17 protein-coding genes are annotated in these 17,555 nt (G+C 69.6%); 16 read left to right on the plus strand and 1 reads right to left on the minus strand.

The features are described from left to right. Window positions 1-96 precede the first annotated feature (96 nt). The 3 genes from ABEA43_RS24590 (at window position 97) to aspS (ending at window position 3,852) form a co-directional block, all read left to right on the plus strand. Window positions 97-777: an MBL fold metallo-hydrolase gene (locus tag ABEA43_RS24590; protein WP_345565223.1), complete on the plus strand. Its 681-nt coding sequence runs from the start codon at window positions 97-99 to the stop codon at window positions 775-777. Beyond that, window positions 777-2,036, plus strand: a complete 1,260-nt coding sequence (gene hisS / locus ABEA43_RS24595; protein ID WP_345565225.1) for a histidine--tRNA ligase — start codon at window positions 777-779, stop codon at window positions 2,034-2,036. The genes ABEA43_RS24590 and hisS overlap by 1 nt, the downstream gene beginning before the upstream one ends. Before the next feature lie 64 nt (window positions 2,037-2,100). Next, window positions 2,101-3,852 (plus strand): aspartate--tRNA ligase, encoded by a 1,752-nt coding sequence (gene aspS / locus ABEA43_RS24600; protein WP_345565227.1) that lies wholly within the window; start codon window positions 2,101-2,103, stop codon window positions 3,850-3,852. Window positions 3,853-3,930: 78 nt separating this feature from the next. Here aspS and ABEA43_RS24605 read toward each other — a convergent pair whose 3' ends face one another. After that, a complete protein-coding gene (locus tag ABEA43_RS24605; protein ID WP_345565229.1) occupies window positions 3,931-4,818 on the minus strand; it encodes a peptidylprolyl isomerase in 888 nt (295 codons plus the stop codon). 169 nt (window positions 4,819-4,987) lie between these two features. Between ABEA43_RS24605 and ABEA43_RS24610 the strand changes: the two genes are divergently transcribed. From ABEA43_RS24610 to ABEA43_RS24670, 13 genes are all read left to right on the plus strand, one after another. Next, complete coding sequence (locus ABEA43_RS24610; protein ID WP_345565231.1) at window positions 4,988-5,470, plus strand: DUF2231 domain-containing protein; 483 nt, start codon at window positions 4,988-4,990, stop codon at window positions 5,468-5,470. 227 nt (window positions 5,471-5,697) lie between these two features. Further along, entirely contained in the window at window positions 5,698-7,035 is a 1,338-nt protein-coding gene (locus tag ABEA43_RS24615) for a replication-associated recombination protein A (protein WP_425570359.1), read from the plus strand. Window positions 7,036-7,354: 319 nt separating this feature from the next. Beyond that, window positions 7,355-7,747 (plus strand): DUF948 domain-containing protein, encoded by a 393-nt coding sequence (locus ABEA43_RS24620; protein ID WP_345565235.1) that lies wholly within the window; start codon window positions 7,355-7,357, stop codon window positions 7,745-7,747. Further along, a complete protein-coding gene (locus ABEA43_RS24625; protein ID WP_345565237.1) occupies window positions 7,744-7,977 on the plus strand; it encodes a hypothetical protein in 234 nt (77 codons plus the stop codon). Before ABEA43_RS24620 ends, ABEA43_RS24625 begins: the two co-directional genes overlap by 4 nt. A gap of 36 nt (window positions 7,978-8,013) precedes the next feature. Further along, the gene (alaS, locus tag ABEA43_RS24630; protein ID WP_345565239.1) at window positions 8,014-10,689 is read left to right on the plus strand and encodes an alanine--tRNA ligase; all 2,676 of its coding nucleotides are present in this window, start codon (window positions 8,014-8,016) and stop codon (window positions 10,687-10,689) included. A 13-nt stretch (window positions 10,690-10,702) separates the two neighbouring features. Next, window positions 10,703-11,182, plus strand: coding sequence for a Holliday junction resolvase RuvX (gene ruvX / locus ABEA43_RS24635; RefSeq protein ID WP_345565241.1), 480 nt, complete (start codon window positions 10,703-10,705; stop codon window positions 11,180-11,182). Next, entirely contained in the window at window positions 11,179-12,381 is a 1,203-nt protein-coding gene (mltG, locus tag ABEA43_RS24640) for an endolytic transglycosylase MltG (protein WP_345565243.1), read from the plus strand. The genes ruvX and mltG (ABEA43_RS24640) overlap by 4 nt, the downstream gene beginning before the upstream one ends. A gap of 211 nt (window positions 12,382-12,592) precedes the next feature. After that, window positions 12,593-13,741, plus strand: a complete 1,149-nt coding sequence (gene mltG, locus ABEA43_RS24645) for an endolytic transglycosylase MltG (protein WP_345565245.1) — start codon at window positions 12,593-12,595, stop codon at window positions 13,739-13,741. A gap of 403 nt (window positions 13,742-14,144) precedes the next feature. Then, on the plus strand, window positions 14,145-15,008 hold the full coding sequence (locus tag ABEA43_RS24650) for a shikimate dehydrogenase (protein WP_345565246.1): 864 nt from the start codon (window positions 14,145-14,147) through the stop codon (window positions 15,006-15,008). 186 nt (window positions 15,009-15,194) lie between these two features. Continuing rightward, window positions 15,195-15,875 (plus strand): translation initiation factor IF-3, encoded by a 681-nt coding sequence (gene infC / locus ABEA43_RS24655; protein ID WP_425570360.1) that lies wholly within the window; start codon window positions 15,195-15,197, stop codon window positions 15,873-15,875. A gap of 167 nt (window positions 15,876-16,042) precedes the next feature. Then, window positions 16,043-16,237: a 50S ribosomal protein L35 gene (gene rpmI / locus ABEA43_RS24660; protein ID WP_103958467.1), complete on the plus strand. Its 195-nt coding sequence runs from the start codon at window positions 16,043-16,045 to the stop codon at window positions 16,235-16,237. Window positions 16,238-16,261: 24 nt separating this feature from the next. Then, complete coding sequence (rplT, locus tag ABEA43_RS24665) at window positions 16,262-16,645, plus strand: 50S ribosomal protein L20 (RefSeq protein WP_345565249.1); 384 nt, start codon at window positions 16,262-16,264, stop codon at window positions 16,643-16,645. A 71-nt stretch (window positions 16,646-16,716) separates the two neighbouring features. Continuing rightward, a complete protein-coding gene (locus tag ABEA43_RS24670) occupies window positions 16,717-17,529 on the plus strand; it encodes a TrmH family RNA methyltransferase (protein ID WP_345565251.1) in 813 nt (270 codons plus the stop codon). The last annotated feature ends 26 nt before the right edge of the window (window positions 17,530-17,555 follow it).

A 17,555-nucleotide genomic window follows, 5' to 3' on the forward strand; every position in this document is an offset into this window, starting at 1 on the left:
TATCGGCCAACGGGTAATGATTCGCAGCCCGGCGACCCGCACCGGTACCCTTCGGTTACATTCCCATTGGCTTTTCGACGAGATCACCTGAGGCAGATGCTCATCGCCGGCTTCCCCGCAGGGGCCTTCCAGACTAATTGTTACGTTGTCGCGCCTGCCGCCGGCGAGGAGTGCGTGATCGTCGACCCAGGTCAGGACGCGACCGACGGCGTCGACGAGCTGCTGCGCGAGCACCGGCTCAAGCCGGTCGCGGTCCTGCTCACCCACGGGCACCTCGATCACGTCTGGTCGGTGGCCCCGGTCTGCGGCGCGCGCGACGTGCCGGCGTGGATCCACCCCGACGACCGCCACCTGCTGAGCGACCCGGCCGCGGGCTGGTCGGGCACGAGCGCCTCGATGTTCGCCGGTCTGACGCTGAGCGAGCCCGACGACGTGCGCGAGCTGGCCGACGGGGCCGTGCTCCGGCTTGCGGGCCTGGAGCTCGTGGTCGATCACACGCCCGGCCATACGAGGGGGTCGGTGGGCTTCCGGCTGCCCGATGACGAGGTTCTCTTCTCGGGCGACCTGTTGTTCGCCGGCTCCATCGGACGCACCGACCTTCCGGGCGGCGACTATCCGACGATCCTGCGCAGCCTGGCTACCAAGTGCCTGCCGCTGCCTGACGATACGGTCGTCCTGCCGGGCCACGGACCACAGACCACGATCGGCCGCGAGCGCGCAACCAACCCATACTTGAAAGAGGCGGCGCCGCACGCCGGTCCCACACGAGGGATCTAATGAGCTTCCAAGCACCGAAAGGCACCTTCGACTGGCTGCCTCCCCGCTCCGAGCGGGTTCTGGCCGTACGCGAGGCGCTGGTCGCGCCCCTGCGCCGGGCGGGATACGGCTACATCGAGACGCCTGTCTTCGAAGACACACAGTTGTTCGCCAGGGGCGTAGGCGAGTCGACGGACATCGTGTCCAAGGAGATGTACACCTTTCCCGACAAGGGAGGCCGCTCCCTGACGCTGCGCCCCGAGGGCACGGCCTCGGTCGTGCGCGCGGTGCTGCAGCACAACCTGCACATCGGCCAGCTCCCGGTCAAGCTCTGGTACTCCGGGAGTCAGTTCCGCTACGAGCGCTCCCAGAAGGGCCGCTACCGCCACTTCTGGCAGGTCGGCGCGGAGGCCCTCGGCTCGGAGGACCCGGCGCTCGACGCCGAGCTGATCCTGCTCGGCGCCCGCGGTTTCGCCTCGCTCGGCCTCAAGGGCGTCCGGCTGCTGATCAACTCGCTGGGCGACAAGACCTGCCGGCCCGCCTACCGTGCGGCGCTGCAGGAGTTCCTGCGCGGGCTCGACCTCGACGAGGACACCAGGGCGCGGATCGAGATCAATCCGTTGCGCGTGCTCGACGACAAGCGGCCGGAGGTGCGGGCCCAGCTCGACGGCGCGCCGCTGGTCGTCGACCACCTGTGCGCGGCGTGCACGGCCTATCACGAAGAGGTCCGCGGCCTGCTGAGCACCTCGGGGGTGGCCTTCGAGGACGACCCGCGCCTGGTGCGCGGGCTCGACTACTACACCCGCACCACGTTCGAGTTCGTGCACGACGGTCTCGGCTCGCAGTCCGCCGTCGGCGGCGGCGGCCGCTACGACGGTCTCAGCGAGATGCTCGACGGCCCGCCGCTGCCCAGCGTCGGGTGGGCGCTCGGCGTCGACCGCACGTTCCTGGCCATGGAGGCCGAGGGGTTGCTCGGCGACGCCGCGGAGTCCCGCCTCCAGGTGTACGGTGTCCCGCTGGGTGACGACGCCCGCCGCCGGATGTTCCTGCTCATCAGCGAGCTGCGCGAGGTGGGCGTCAGCGCCGACATGGCCTTCGGCGGCAAGGGGCTCAAGGGCGCGATGAAGGGCGCCGACCGCTCGAGAGCCACGTACGCGCTGATCCTGGGCGAGCGTGACCTCGCGGCCGAGGCCGTGCAAGTGAAAGACCTGACCACCGCTGAGCAGACCGAGGTCCCTCTGGCCCAGGTCGTCGACTTCTTGAAGGGGAAAGTGCAGTGATCCGCCAGTCGGCACGCGCCCGGTCGCTGCCGCCCTTCTCCTATCCGCATGAAGGGAAAGTGCAGTGATCCGCACGCATACGGCCGGGTCGCTCCGCGAGGAGCATGCCGGGCAGCAGGTGACGCTCGCAGGATGGGTGGCCCGCCGCCGTGATCACGGCGGCGTGGTCTTCATCGACCTGCGCGACGCCTCCGGCTCGGCGCAGGTGGTCTTCCGCGAGGAGGACCACGCCCACGACCTGCGCGCCGAATACTGCGTACGGGTGGTCGGCCTGGTCAGGGTGCGTCCCGAGGGCAACGAGAACCCCGACCTGGCCACCGGCGCCATCGAGGTCGTGGCCGAGCGCGTCGAGGTGCTGAGCGAGTCGGCGCCGCTGCCGTTCCCCATCGAGGGCAACGTGGGGGTGTCGGAGGAGGCGCGCCTCAAATACCGCTATCTCGACATCCGCCGCCAGCAGGTCGCCGCCGCGATGCGTACCCGCTCCAAGGCCACCTACCTGGCCAACGAGACCATGCACGAGCTGGGCTTCGTCTACGTCGAGACGCCGACGCTGACCCGCTCGACGCCCGAGGGCGCCCGCGACTTCCTGGTGCCCGTACGCCTGCAGCCGGGCAACTGGTACGCGCTCCCGCAGTCGCCGCAGCTGTTCAAGCAGCTCCTGCAGGTGGCCGGCCTGGAGCGCTACTACCAGCTCGCCAAGTGCTACCGCGACGAGGACCTGCGGGCCGACCGGCAGCCGGAGTTCACCCAGATCGACGTCGAGATGTCCTTCGTGGACCAGGAAGACGTCATCGAGGTCGGCGAGAAGCTGATCGGCAGGCTGTGGCGGGAGATCGCCGGCTACGAGATCCCGGCGCCGCTGCCGCGCATGACCTACGCCGACGCGATGGCCCGCTACGGCTCCGACAAGCCGGACCTGCGCTTCGGCCAGGAGCTGGTCGAGATGACCGGCTACTTCGCCGACACCACGTTCCGCGTCTTCCAGGCCGCCTACGTCGGCGCCGTGGTCATGCCGGGCGGCGCCTCGCAGACCCGTAAGGAGCTCGACGGCTGGCAGGAGTGGGCCCGCTCGCGCGGCGCCAAGGGCCTGGCCTACGTGCTCGTGCAGGAGGACGGCACGCTCGGCGGCCCGGTCGCGAAAAACCTGTCCGCAGAGGAGATCTCCGGGCTCGCCGCCAAGGTCGGCGCCGAGCCGGGCGACGCGGTCTTCTTCGCCGCCGGGGCGAAGAGCGCCTCGCGTGACCTGCTCGGCGCGGCCCGGCTGGAGATCGGCCGCCGCTGCGGGCTGATCGACGAGTCGCAGTGGTCGTTCCTGTGGGTGGTGGACGCGCCCATGTTCGAGCCGGTGACCGACGACTCCGGCGCGGAGATCGGCTGGACGGCCGTGCACCACCCGTTCACCGGGCCCAAGCCCGAGTGGGCCGACAACTTCCAGGACCACCCGGGCGAGGCCCTCGCCTACGCCTACGACATGGTCTGCAACGGCATGGAGATCGGCGGCGGCTCGATCCGTATCCACCGGGCCGAGATGCAGCAGCGCGTGTTCGACGTGCTGGGCATCTCCAAGGAGGAGGCGGAGAGCAAGTTCGGCTTCCTGCTGGAGGCGTTCAAGTACGGCCCTCCGCCGCACGGAGGCATCGCCTACGGCTGGGACCGGATCTGCATGCTGCTGTCCGGCGGCGAGTCGATCCGCGACGTGATCGCGTTCCCGAAGACGGCCTCCGGGTTCGACCCGCTCACGGCCGCGCCCACGCCGATCACGACCGAGCAGCGCAAGGAGGCGGGCGTCGACGCCAAGCCGAAGGCCGAGGTGTGACGCGGCGCTCCCGTCGCTCCCGTACAACGTGAAACGGCAGGCACCCGCTCGGGTGCCTGCCGTTTCAGATCGCGGCCGCTACTTGAGCGTGACGCGCTTGATGATGATCGGGTTCTTCGGCGCGCTGGAGCCGCCGTCCCCGGTGATGTCGTCCGGGTTGGTGAGCACGCCGTCCTTGGCGACCTTCTCGATGATCTCCAGGCCGGACGTGACCATGCCCAGCACCGAGTAGGTCGGCTCGAGCTGCGAGTTCTCGTCCGACAGCGAGATGGCGAACTGGCTGCTGTTCTGCCCGGCCGCGTCGAGCGGCTGCGTCAGGAACACCACGCCCTTGGTGTAGGGGATGGCGCCCACGGCCTCGTCGGCGAACACGTAGCCCGCCGTGCCCTGCCCGTCCGTCGGGTTCTTGCCGTCGGCCTTGGCCTGCGGGTCGCCGCACTGCAGCAGGAAGATGCCGGCCGTCTCGGGCGTGGCGAGCCGGTGGCACTTGGTGTTGTCGTAGAAGTGCTTCTTCGACAGGAACGACATCGAGTTGACCGTGCACGGGGTGGCGTTCGGATCGACCTGGATGACGATGTCGCCGTGGTTGGTGGTCACGGTCATCGTCGAAAGCTTCAGATTGGGCTTCTTGCCCGGCATGCCGACGTACTTATTCGGTACCGAATCGTCACGCTTGTACGAGCATGCGACCGCGCCCGGCTTCGTCGTCGGGGTGGTGGTCGGCAGCTCCGTGGGAGCGGCGGAGGTCGCCGAGGCGGAGGGGGAGCTGGCCGCCGCCGGGTCCGTCTTGTTGCTGTCGGCCAGGGTGGTCGCGGCGAAGATGCCGCCCGCGACCACGACCACGGCCACGCCCGCGCCGATGAAGGTGTTCCGCTTCGTGCTGGACGGCTGGTCGGCTGCGCGCTTCTCCTGCCGCTCCTTGTGCTCCCGCGCCAGCTCGCTCTTGCGGTCGTCGTCGCCGCTCACCGCTTGTCTCCTTCATTTTGCCGACACATGACCAAACAACTCGCCGAATGCTACCGGCCTCCGATATGTGCCGGATGTAAGTGGCCAAAGCCGGTCTCTGTGGCACGAGTGATCGCGAACCATATCGTGCTGGGATGCGTAGTTGAAATGAGCACTAAGGAGACCCCACATGTTCGACCAGATCCTGGGCCTGCCGGCCCATCCGCTGATCATTCACTTCGCCGTAGTGCTGACCCCGCTGCTCGTCGCCGTCGCCGCGGCCTACGCGCTGCTGTCGCGCCGGCGCGCGTACGTCGCGTGGGCGGTGGTGCTGCTCTCCCTGGCCGCGCCCGCGGCCGTCTTCGCGGCCAAGCAGAGCGGTGAGAGCCTCAGGTCCGCTCGCTTCGCCACGGCGGACGGCGCGCTGGGCGCGCGGATCTCCACCCACCAGAGCTTCGCCAATCCGCTGCTGCTGTCGGTGGTCGGGCTTGCGGTGGCGGCGCTGCTGCTCGTGTACGCCACCCGGCCGGCCCGCGACTCGGTCGGCGGCGACCGGCTCGGCCGGCCCGTCACGCTGGGGCTGTCGGTGCTGACGCTGGTGCTGGCCGCCGTCGCGGGCTACTTCGTGTTCCGTGCGGGCGACTCCGGCGCGAGAGCGGTCTGGGGCTCCTAGCGCCCGCCCCCGCGTTGCCGGCGGTGTGAGGCTCGTAGCGCTCGCCCCCGCGCGTGCTCGGGCCGTCCTGCCCGCTGTCTGCGGTGCGTGGGACGCTCGGGCCGTCGCTGCCCGCTGCTTGTGGCGTGCGGGGCGCTGGGGGCCGTCCCACCGTGTAATCTCGCGTTGTGGATAGCCTGTTCGATTCGGCGGCTGAGGAGGCCACCCCGCAGCCCCTCGCGGTGCGGATGCGCCCGCGCAACCTCGACGAGGTGATCGGCCAGCGTCACCTGCTCGGCCCCGGCACCCCGCTGCGGCGGCTGGTCGAGAGCGAGGCGCCCATGTCGCTGTTCCTGTGGGGTCCCCCGGGCACCGGCAAGACCACCCTCGCCTACGTGGTCTCCAATGTCACCAAGCGCCGCTTCGTCGAGGTCTCGGCCGTGTCGGCGGGCGTCAAGGACGTCCGCGCCGCCATCGACAACGCCCGGCGCGAGCTGGGCATGAGCGGCCGGCAGACCGTGCTGTTCGTGGACGAGGTGCACCGCTTCAACAAGGCGCAGCAGGACGCCCTGCTGCCGGCCGTGGAGAACCGCTGGGTGACGTTCATCGGGGCGACCACCGAAAACCCGTTCTTCTCGGTCATCTCACCGCTGTTGTCGCGCTCGCTGCTGCTCACGCTGGAATCCCTGTCCGACGACGACATCCGCGTGGTGCTGGAACGCGCCGTGTCCGACCCGCGCGGCCTCGGCGGACGCGTCACGCTCGCGCCCGAGGCCATGGAGCATCTGGTACGCCTGGCGGGCGGGGACGCGCGCCGGTCGCTGACGTACCTGGAGGCCGCTGCGCTCCTGGCCGAGCCTTCAGAGGGGCCGTCAGATGGGCCCTCAGAGGGGCTGCTGGAGTTGCCGGAAGGCGACGACGACGCGTCGGCCGCGCAGGAGGAGCCGGTCCCCCGCATCACCGTCGAAGGGGTCGAGAAGGCCGTCGACAAGGCGGCCGTCCGCTACGACCGGCAGGGCGACCAGCACTACGACGTGATCAGCGCGTTCATCAAGTCCATGCGCGGCTCCGACGCCGACGCGGCGCTGCACTACCTGGCCCGCATGATCGAGGCCGGCGAGGACCCGCGCTTCATCGCCCGCCGCATCGTCATCTTCGCCTCGGAGGACGTCGGCATGGCCGACCCCACGTGCCTGCAGACCGCCGTGGCCGCCGCGCAGGCGGTGCAGCTCATCGGGCTGCCGGAGGGGCAGATCAACCTGGCGCACGCGGTCATCCACTGCGCGATGGCGCCCAAGTCCAACGCGGTGGTCAAGGCCATCGGGGCGGCGATCGGCGACGTCCGGCGCGGGCTGATCGGGCAGGTGCCCGGCCATCTGCGGGACGCCCACTACCCGGGGGCGGCCAAGCTCGGGCACGGCGACGGATACAAGTACCCGCACGATTTCGACCACGGGCTGGTCCGTCAGGAGTACGCGCCCGAGCAGGTGCGCGAGCGGCGCTACTACGAGCCGACCCGGCACGGCGCCGAGGCTCCGGTGGCCGAGCGCTGGGCCAAGATCCGCGACTTCCTCAGAGGGCCGTGATCCCGGCTCCGGTCCTGGCCCGGAATCGGGTTCCGGTCCCGGCTCCAACAGGGGTTCCGGGTCCGGGGTCCGGCATTCAGCTGGTTGCGATACCGGCTTTGCGTGGCGCGATCAGATGAACCCGGCGCGCGGCTCGTACGCGTGAGATAACGGCTGGTCGAGCCGGAGATCGGGACCCGTGGCGGGCGCGGGCGGGTGGTCATGGAAGTGCCAGGGCCCGACGCGGCGGCCAGGCCGAGCCCGCCGTCCTCAGTAAGGTTGTCACTCGAACGCGATAGGGTCTTGCCGTTCCGGCCCAGCTTACGAGGGAGATGAGCGGATGCTTACCGCTGGAGAGGTCGCCGGGCTGATCGCCGCCACGGGCTGGATAGTCCTGGTCTGCGTTCTCACCATGGTGCTCGTCAAGCTCGCCAGGCTGCTCACCGAGACCACCAAGGCGGTCTCCGACCTGAACAACCGCCTGACGCCGCTGCTCGACGACATGAGTGTCACGGTCAACGAGACCAACAGGCAGCTGGCCGCGGTCGAGGCCATCGCCAGGGACGTCAAGCAGGTCAGCGGGCACGCGGCCAAGCTCAGTGGGGTGACGCAGACCATCTTCACCGGTCCGCTGATCAAGGTGTCGTCGCTCGGCTACGGCGTGCGCCGCGCCATCGAGGCCCGCCGGGCCCGCAAGCCCAGGCAGCGACCGGTGCAGAGGCGGCCCCGATGATCAGGAGGCTGTTCTACCTGTCGCTCGGCGCGTTCCTCGCCTTCTGGGTGATGCGCAGGCTGCAGGCGCTGCACCCCGACCATGTGGCCCGCAGGACCGCCGACGGCGCCGCGGGGATGCTCCGGCGGGTGAGAGACTTTACCTCTGACGTGTCCGGCGAGGCCGCCGAGCGCGAAACAGAGTTGCGAGCTCGCTTCGGACTCGACAACCCTGATGACGACAACAGATGACCACCGATGATCACCACAACGTAAAGGATGGCCACAATGGAGTCGGCAGAGATCGCCCGCCGCTTCCTGCGCTTCTTCGAGGAGCGTGGGCACAAGGTAGTGCCCTCGGCCAGCCTGATCGCTGAGGACCCGACGCTACTCCTGGTTCCTGCCGGTATGGTGCCGTTCAAGCCGTACTTCCTGGGGCAGCGCAAGCCTCCGGCGTCCCGGCTGGCCACCGCGCAGAAGTGTGTGCGCACCCCCGACATCGAAGAGGTCGGCAAGACCACGCGGCACGCCACGTTCTTCCAGATGCTCGGCAACTTCTCCTTCGGCGACTACTTCAAGGCCGAAGTGATCCCGTTCGCGTGGGAGCTGCTCACCCGCTCCGAGTCCGACGGCGGCTTCGGCTTCCCCGAAGACCGGCTGTGGGCGACCGTCTACCACGACGACGACGAGGCCTACGACATCTGGCGCAACCGCGTCGGCGTGCCCGACGAGCGCATCCAGCGCCGCGGCCTGGAGGACAACTACTGGCACATGGGCGTCGCCGGTCCTGGCGGGCCCTGCTCGGAGATCTACTACGACCGCGGCGCCGAATACGGCAAGGAGGGCGGCCCCGTCGCCGACGAGGACCGCTACCTCGAGGTCTGGAACCTCGTCTTCATGCAGTATCAGCTGAGCCAGGTCCGCACCAAGGTCGACTTCGACGTGGCGGGCGAGCTGCCGGCGAAGAACATCGACACCGGCATGGGCCTGGAGCGCATGGCGACGATCCTGCAGGGCGTCGACAACCTCTACGAGATCGACACCACGTACAAGATCCTCGACAGGGCGGCCGAGCTCACCAAGACCCGCTACGGGCGCGACCACCGCGCCGACGTCAGCCTGCGGGTGATCGCCGACCACGTCCGCACCGGCACCATGCTGGTCGCCGACGGGGTCATGCCGGGCAACGAGGGCCGCGGCTACGTCCTGCGCCGCATCCTGCGCAGGTCCGTACGCAACCTGCGGCTGCTCGGCTCCGGCGACGAGCGCTACATGCACGAGCTGACCGACGTCGCGCTCAACGTCATGGGCGAGCAGTACCCCGAGCTCAAGACCGACGCGCCGCAGATCCACGGGATCATCGACGCGGAGGAGGCGAGCTTCCTCGGCACGCTCCGCACCGGCACCGCGATCTTCGACGTGTCGGTGGAGGAGACCAAGCGCAAGTCCGGCACCACGATCCCGGGCGACCAGGCGTTCAAGCTGCACGACACCTACGGCTTCCCGATCGACCTGACGCTGGAGATGGCGGCCGAGCACGGGCTCACGGTCGACGAAGAGGGCTTCCGCCGCCTGATGAAGGAGCAGAAGCAGGCGGCCAAGGCCGACGCGGCGGCGAAGAAGACCGGCAACGCCGACATCTCGGTGTTCGGGCAGCTGCTGGAGGCGGCGGGCAAGGTCGAGTTCCTCGGTTACGACCAGACCGAGGCCGACACGAGCATCGTCGGCATCCTCGTGGACGGCGTCCCCGTCCCCGCGGCGGGCGCGGGCACGACCGTGGAGATCGTGCTCGGGCGCACCCCCTTCTACGCCGAGGGCGGCGGCCAGCTCGCCGACCAGGGTGTGATCCGCACCAGCGGCGCCGAGGCGGAGATCGTCGACGTGCAGTCGCCGATCGCGGGCCTCGTCGTGCACCGCGGCAAGATCCGCTCGGGCGAGCTGAAGGTCGGCGACGAGGCGCAGGCGGAGATCGACCTGGAGCGCCGCCGCGCGATCTCGCGCAGCCACAGCGCCACCCACCTCGTCCACCGCGGCTTCAAGAACGCGCTCGGCGAGACGGCGGCGCAGGCGGGCTCGGAAAACTCGCCCGGCCGCTTCCGCTTCGACTTCACCGCCTCGGGCGCGGTGCCGCAGAGCGTGCTGCGCGACGTCGAGGACGAGGTCAACGCCGTGCTCATCAACGACCTCAAGGTCAACGCCTTCTACACCTCCCAGGCGGAGGCCAGGGCGATGGGCGCGCTGGCGATGTTCGGCGAGAAGTACGGCGACGAGGTCCGCGTGGTCGAGATCGGCGACTACTCGCGCGAGCTGTGCGGCGGCACCCACGTCCACAGCTCCGGCCAGCTCGGCCTGGTCAAGGTGCTGGGCGAGCAGTCGGTCGGCGCGGGCGTGCGCCGCGTCGAGGCGCTCGTCGGCATCGACGCCTTCCGCTTCCTGGCGCGCGAGAGCGTGCTGGTCGCGCAGCTCACCGAGCAGCTCAAGGCGCGCCGCGAGGAGCTGCCCGAGCGCATCGAGGGCATCGTCACCCGGCTGCGCACGGCGGAGAAGGAGCTGGAGAAGGTCCGCTCGGCCCAGGTGCTCCAGGTGGCAGGCGATCTGGCGGCCCAGGCTCGTGACGTGCAGGGAGCCGCCGTGGTGACACACCGCGCGCCTGATGGCACCGGTGCCGATGACCTGCGTAAGCTCGCGCTTGACGTGCGTGGCAGGTTCCCGGCCGACAGACCGGCGGTCATTGTGATCGCCGGTGCCCCCTCCGACCGGCCGGTGGTGGTTGCCGCGGTCAATGAGGCGGGGCGCGAGCGGGGGCTCAAGGCCGGGAGACTGGTCGGCGTCGCCGCCAAGGCTCTTGGGGGTGGCGGTGGCGGCAAGGACGATGTCGCGCAAGGCGGCGGCACACGACCGGAGGCGATCGGCGAGGCGCTGCGCCTGGTCGAGCAGGCCATCGCTGAGCAGATCGCCGGATAGTCCGGCCGCTGACATGAGGTTCGGTTCACGGATCGGCGTCGACGTCGGCTCCGTACGCATCGGGGTGGCCCGCAGTGACCCTTCGGGCATGCTGGCCACGCCGGTGGAGACCGTACGGCGGGGCAAGGGCGACCTTGCGCGCATCGCCGTGATCGTCGCGGAGCACGAGGCGATCGAGGTGGTGGTGGGGCTGCCCACCTCACTGTCGGGCCGCGAGGGGCAGGCGGCGACGCTGGCGCGCGAGTTCGCCGTCAAGCTCGCGGTGCGGCTCGCGCCGACGCCCGTGCGGCTGTTCGACGAACGGCTGACCACGGTGGCGGCGCAGCAGAGCCTGCGGGCCAGCGGCGTGAAGGCCAAGAAGCAGCGCGGGGTCGTCGACCAGGCGGCCGCGGTCGTGCTGTTGCAGGATGCGCTCGACTCCGAGCGCGCCACCGAGAGACCACCAGGCAGGCCCGTCGAACCGCCCCCAGCGGCCGACGGACCTGCCTCATGAGCGGCCCGCAGGAGAACGACGACGACGTCGGCGACGTGATCCCGTTCCGTTCCGCGGATGAGGGAGACACCCAGGAGGCCGGGCCGCCGGCCGGCGAGCCCGAGCCGGCGAATCCGGAGCGGCAGGCCGGCGAGGAGGCGGAGGTCATCCCGTTGCCCGCCCGGCGGCATGGCGCCGTCCGCAAGGCCGGCCTGCTGTCCGCGGGCCTGGTGGCCGCCGTGGTGGCGCTGGGCGTGGGGGCGATCACGGTGATCAAGCCGTACGTGAGCCCCGACGACTTCGACGGGGCCGGCAACGGCGCCGTGACGGTGCGCATCGCGCCCGGCTCCAGCGCGGAGGCCATCGGCTCCGCGCTGGCCGAGGCCGGGGTGGTGGCGAGCGTTCGGTCGTTCGTGAAGGCGACCGAGGACCGCGCGGTGACCGACCGGCTGCGGCCCGGCCACTACCGGCTGCGTAAGGGCATGGCGGCGGGGGCGGCGCTCGACCTGCTGCTCGCGCCCGCGTCCAGGATCGTGCGGCGGGTGACGCTGCCCGAGGGCATGCGCACGGCCGAGATGCTGCGCCGCCTGGCCCAGCAGGCCGGGCTGCCGCTCAAGGAGCTGGAGAACGTCGACAAGGGTCTCGTCGGGCTGCCCGAATACGCCCAGGGGCTCGAAGGGTTCATGTTCCCCGCGACGTACGAGATCGAGCCCGGGGACTCCGCCGTGGACGTGCTGGCGGCCATGGCCGAGCGCTTCGGCGCCGCCGCCCGGCAGGTGGGCCTGGTGGAGCAGGCCGCACGCGTGCACCTGACGCCTCTGGAGGCCGTTACGGTGGCCAGCATGATCCAGGCCGAGGGCGGGACCGACGAGGACTACCCCAAGATCGCCAGAGTGATCTACAACCGCCTCAGGAAGAACACTCCGCTGGAGATCGACAGCACTGTCCTGTACGCGCAGAAACGTCGGACACTGCGGGTAACGGAGGGCGACACCAAGGTCGACTCTCCTTATAACACCTATCGCCACAAAGGACTGCCGCCAGGGCCCATCGCCAATCCTGGAGAGAAGGCGCTGATGGCGGCCTTGAACCCGGCGGATGGCGATTGGCACTGGTTTGTGACGACAGATCCGGCGCATAGAATCACCAAATTCACCAACAAAGAGAGCGAGTTCGTGAGATACCGGGAAGAGTTGAACAAGAACCTCGGGACGAGCTGATGTTCGACGGGACCCACTCCGTTCCCGCGCAAAAGCCCCAAAACAGGGCATGCGCTCTCTTTCCGTCCCCTAGCATGGCTACCCAGAGTGATCTCCGCCGGTTGCGGGAGCGTGCCCGGCGGTTCCCCCAGTTCCGCTCGGTGACCCCAGCCAGTTGGGCAGTTTCGCTTGACGACCGGCGGGCCGAACCGGGAGATTGGCCAGCGCACCTATGAACGATCTCGATCTGAACAACCTGCTCGGCGCGGAGGACGACGAAGGTCGTACCCGCGCCTCCCGGGCGTCCGCCCGGCGTGGCCGCCGGCGGCGCAGGCGCCGCAACCGGGGCGGTTTCATGGCCCCGCTGCTCGCGTTCGTCGTGCTGGCGGGCATCCTCGGCGGCGGTGGCTACTACGGCTACCTGTGGCTCAGCGACGCGCTCGTGCCCGACGACTACACCGGCCAGGGCACCGGTGAGGTCGTCATCGAGATCAAGGACGGCCAGAGCGCGTCGGAAGTGGCACTGGAGCTGGAGAAGCAGGGGGTCGTGGCCAGCGCCAGAGCGTTCACCAACGCGATCGCCAACGCCAACATGAGCGACAAGCTGCAGCCGGGCTCGTACAAACTGCGCAAGAAGATGCCGGCGGCCAGCGCCGTCGCGCAGCTCGTCCCGGGGAACCGGCTGCTCGCCACGGTGACGGTCAAGGAGGGCCTGCGCCTGTCCGACACCCTGACCACGCTCGCCGAGAAGACCGGCAAGCCCGTCAAGGAGTTCACCGCCGCGGCCAAGGACGTCGGCGAGCTCGACCTGCCGTCCTACGCGAAGAACAAGCTGGAGGGCTACGCCTTCCCCGCCACGTACGAGTTCCAGCCGAAGACCACCCCGTCGCAGATGCTGGCGACGATGGTCGACCGGTTCAAGAAGACGGCCGAGAAGGTGGACCTTGAGGGCGGAGCGAAGTCGCTCGGCCACACGCCGCACGAGATCATGATCATCGCGAGCATCGTGCAGGCCGAGGCGGGGCGCGCCGAGGACATGCCGAAGATCGCCCGGGTCATCTACAACCGGCTCGACAGCAAGCCGCAGATGAAGCTGGCGATGGACAGCACGGTCATGTACGCCCTGAACAAGTACGGCACCGCGGCGACGTTCGAGGAGACGAAGACCAAGAACAAGTTCAACACGTACTTGTACTACGGTCTGCCGCCCGGCCCGATCGCGAACCCCGGGGACCACGCCATCGAGGCGGCCCTCAGCCCGACCAAGGGCGACTGGCTGTACTTCGTGGCCACCGACCCCAAGAGCAACGTCACCAAGTTCGCCACCACCGAGGCCGAACGCCAGGCGCTCCTTGCTGAATACCGGCGGAACGGCGGCTAGAACCCACCTCCATCCTTTACGGCTGCGCACGGTGGGCGCCTCCCGCCGTCGCGGGTGACCGTCCCTCGAAGGGACGCTCCTCCAGCGGCGGGTCGGCCCACCGTGACGCGCGTCCGGTGGGCCGTCCGGGTGGTTCGGACCCGCACTGCCTGCCATGGCGGCGGGTCGTCCCCCTCGGGACGGCTCGCCGCCGGGCGTCAGCGGGTCGTTCTACACAGGACGGCCCGCCCTCGGGCATCAGCCCTACTCGGGACGGCCCGCTCTCGGGCGTTTCCGCGGGAGGTGGCGGCGCTCGGCCGCGGTGTGGCGAGAGCTGCTGGCGGTTCGGCGTGGCGGGGGGTCTGCGGGGCGGGTGGATGGGTGAGGGTTGGCGGTAAGGTCTTCGAGGTCGGAAGGAGTGGGGATGCGGGCTGCGGTGATGGGGTCGCCCATCGATCACTCGCTCTCGCCCTACCTGCACAGGGCCGCCTACCAGGCGATGGGGCTCGGCGGGTGGAGCTACGAGGCGTTCGAGTGCGATGAGGCGCGGCTGCCCGGGCTGCTGCGCGAGCTGGGGCCGGTTCGCGGGCAGGTGCCCGGCGACGAGGACGCCTGGGCGGGGCTGTCGCTGACGATGCCGCTCAAGCGGGCCGTGCTGCCCCTGCTCGACACCGTCTCCGAGCTGGCCGTCGAGGTCGGCGGGGCCAACACCGTGGTGTTCCGCGACGGGCGGCGCCACGGCGACAACACCGACGTCTACGGCATCGAGCAGGCGCTGGCCGAGGCCGGGGTGGCCGCTCCACGCTCGGCCACGGTGCTGGGCGGCGGCGCCACGGCGGCCTCCGCGCTGGCGGCGCTGCGCAACCTGGGCCTGTTCTCGGCGACGCTGCTGGTGCGCGAGCCCGCGCGGGCCGGGGAGACGGCCGAGGTGGCCGAGCGGCTCGGCGTGGCGCTGGCGGTGGAGACGTTCGACAAACTGGACGCGCTCACCCGGGTGGACCTCGTGGTGTCCACGTTGCCCGGCGGGGCGGCCGACATGTTCGCGGCCCGGCTGGCGGGCGTGCCGGCGCTCTTCGACGTGGTCTACTCGCCCTGGCCGACGGGCACGGCGGCGGCCGTGCGGGCCGCGGGGGGCACGGTGGTCGGGGGGTTCGCGATGCTGCTGCATCAGGCGGTGCGGCAGGTGGAGCTGATGACCGGCCGGGCGGACGTGCCGGTGGAGGCGATGCGGGCGGCCGGGGAGGCCGAGATCCGCAGGCGGCGCGAACAGCTTGGCCAGCAGGGATGATTCGAGGAAGCCTGGTGGTTGTGGTAATGTAGCTCCCTGATCGGTCCGGCATCTTTGCTGGACGCGCAAGCGGAGGTCTCCCTCCCACCTAGTCACCGACGGTGACCTGGTCCAGGATCACGCCGGACTTCTCCGGGGAGCTCGAGGTCACGAAGCCAAAGAGCTCTGTGGCCCCGCATGCGCGACGTGCGGGGCTTTTCGTGTTCCACGCGAAGCTCCCGGCACGACGAGCACGTAGGGATCGCAAACCTAGGAGGCCCCATCAGCACTGAGCCCCGCATCAACGAGCGTATCCGAGTTCCCGAGGTTCGCCTCGTGGGCCCGAACGGCGAGCAGGTAGGCATCGTCTCGATTCACGACGCCCTGAAGCTCGCCCAGGAAGCCGACCTCGACCTCGTCGAGGTCGCGGCGACGGCTCGACCGCCCGTGTGCAAGCTCATGGACTACGGCAAGTTCAAGTACGAGTCCGCGATGAAGGCGCGCGAGGCGCGCAAGAATCAGGCGCACACGATCATCAAGGAGATCAAGCTCCGGCCGAAGATCGACCCGCACGACTACGAGACCAAGAAGGGTCACGTGGTGCGGTTCCTCAAGGCGGGGGACAAGGTCAAAGTCACGATCATGTTCCGTGGTCGCGAGCAGTCCAGGCCGGAGCTCGGCTTCCGGCTGCTGCAGCGGCTGGCGGACGACGTCCAGGAGCTGGGGTTCGTCGAGTCCCACGCCAAGCAGGACGGCCGTAACATGATCATGGTGATCGGTCCGCACAAGAAGAAGGCCGAGGCCAAGGCGGAAAAGGCCGCGGCCAAGGCGCAGCGTGGCGGCGAGGAGCCTTCCGTGGGCGAGGAGCCCTCCATACCGGAAGAGTGACCCGCAGTTGGGGTTAGCCTTACAACGGTGCCTCGCGCCAGCGGTATTTCGCAGGTAGCGGGGTCTGCGCCTACCCCCAGCAGCCACCGGCAGACGAAGACGCCGCGACCGGGCCGGCCAGCACCGGCCCGGCCACCGGCACGACCGAAACGAGGAGAGACGGCGACATGCCGAAGATGAAGACGCACAGCGGTGCGAAGAAGCGGTTCCGGATCACCGGTACCGGCAAGATCAAGCGCCGCCGCGCCAACCGCGCGCACTACAACGAGTGGAAGTCGTCCACGCTGACGCGCCGTCTCAAGAACGAGGTCGTCCTTTCCGACGCCGACTCCAAGAAGATCAAGAAGCTGCTCGCCAAGTAGCGCGAACCCCCGGGGAGATAGAACATGGCACGCGTGAAGCGGGCGCTCAACGCCAAGAAGAAGCGCAAGGTCGTCCTCGAGAGGGCGAGCGGTTACCGTGGCCAGCGGTCACGGCTTTACCGCAAGGCCAAGGAGCAGATGCTCCACTCGATGACGTACGCCTACCGGGACCGCAAGGACCGTAAGGGTGCGTTCCGTCGTCTCTGGATCCAGCGGATCAACGCCGCCGCACGCCAGAACGGCATGACTTACAACCGTCTGATCCAGGGTCTGCGCCTGGCGCACATCGAGGTCGATCGCAAGATCCTCGCCGACCTCGCGGTGAACGACAGCCAGACCTTCGCCACGCTCGTCGAGGCCGCCAAGAAGGCGCTTCCGGCGGACGTGAACGCTCCGGCCGCGAGCTGAAGCGACTGTCTTGAACGAGGGGCCCACCGATGACGGTGGGCCCTTTGCTGTATGCACACGAGAGGGAGAGCATGGCCGGGTCTGAGCTGACCAACATGAGGTCGCCGCGGGTGAAGGCGGCCAGGCGGCTCACCAAGCGGGCCTACCGGGAGCAGGATCGCAAGTTCCTGGCCGAGGGGCCGCAGGCGGTGCGCGAGGCGCTCAAGCTCGGCGGCGTGACCCTGGAGCTGTTCGCCACGGCCGAGGCCGAGCTGCGCCACCCTGAGCTGATCACCGAGGCCACGCTCCAGGGCGTCCCGGTCCACCGCGCCAGCGGCGAGGTCATGTCGGAGCTCTCCCAGACCGTCACGCCGCAGGGACTGCTGGCCGTGTGCGGGCTCGTCCACGTGCCGCTGGAGCAGGCTCTGGGGGGTGCGGACGGCACGCCGCGTCTGGTCGCCCTGCTCGCGCACGTGCGCGACCCCGGCAACGCCGGCACCGTCATGCGGGCCGCCGACGCCGCCGGCGCCGACTCGGTGATCTTCACCGACGCGTCCGTCGACCCGTACAACGGCAAGTGTGTACGCGCCAGCGCCGGCAGTCTGTTCCATTTGCCGGTCGCCATCGGTGCACCGGTGAGCGCCGCCGTGCGTCAACTCAAGGAGCGGGGGCTGCGCGTGCTGGCGGCAGACGGCGCGGGCAAGCACACGCTCGACGATGTCGATCTGTCGGGACCCACTGCGTGGATCTTCGGCAACGAGGCTTGGGGACTGCCGGAGGAGATACTCGCCGAGGCGGACGATGTGGTGAGAGTGCCCATCTACGGACAGGCTGAAAGTCTGAACCTGGCCACTGCGGCGGCGGTATGCCTTTACTCTTCCGCCAGGGCGCAGCGGGTGCCCTAGGTGGTTGGAAACCCGCTATTGTCGGC

Origin of the sequence: Nonomuraea rosea (assembly GCF_039539705.1) — a bacterium.
GTDB classification, from domain to species: Bacteria; Actinomycetota; Actinomycetes; order Streptosporangiales; family Streptosporangiaceae; genus Nonomuraea; species Nonomuraea rosea.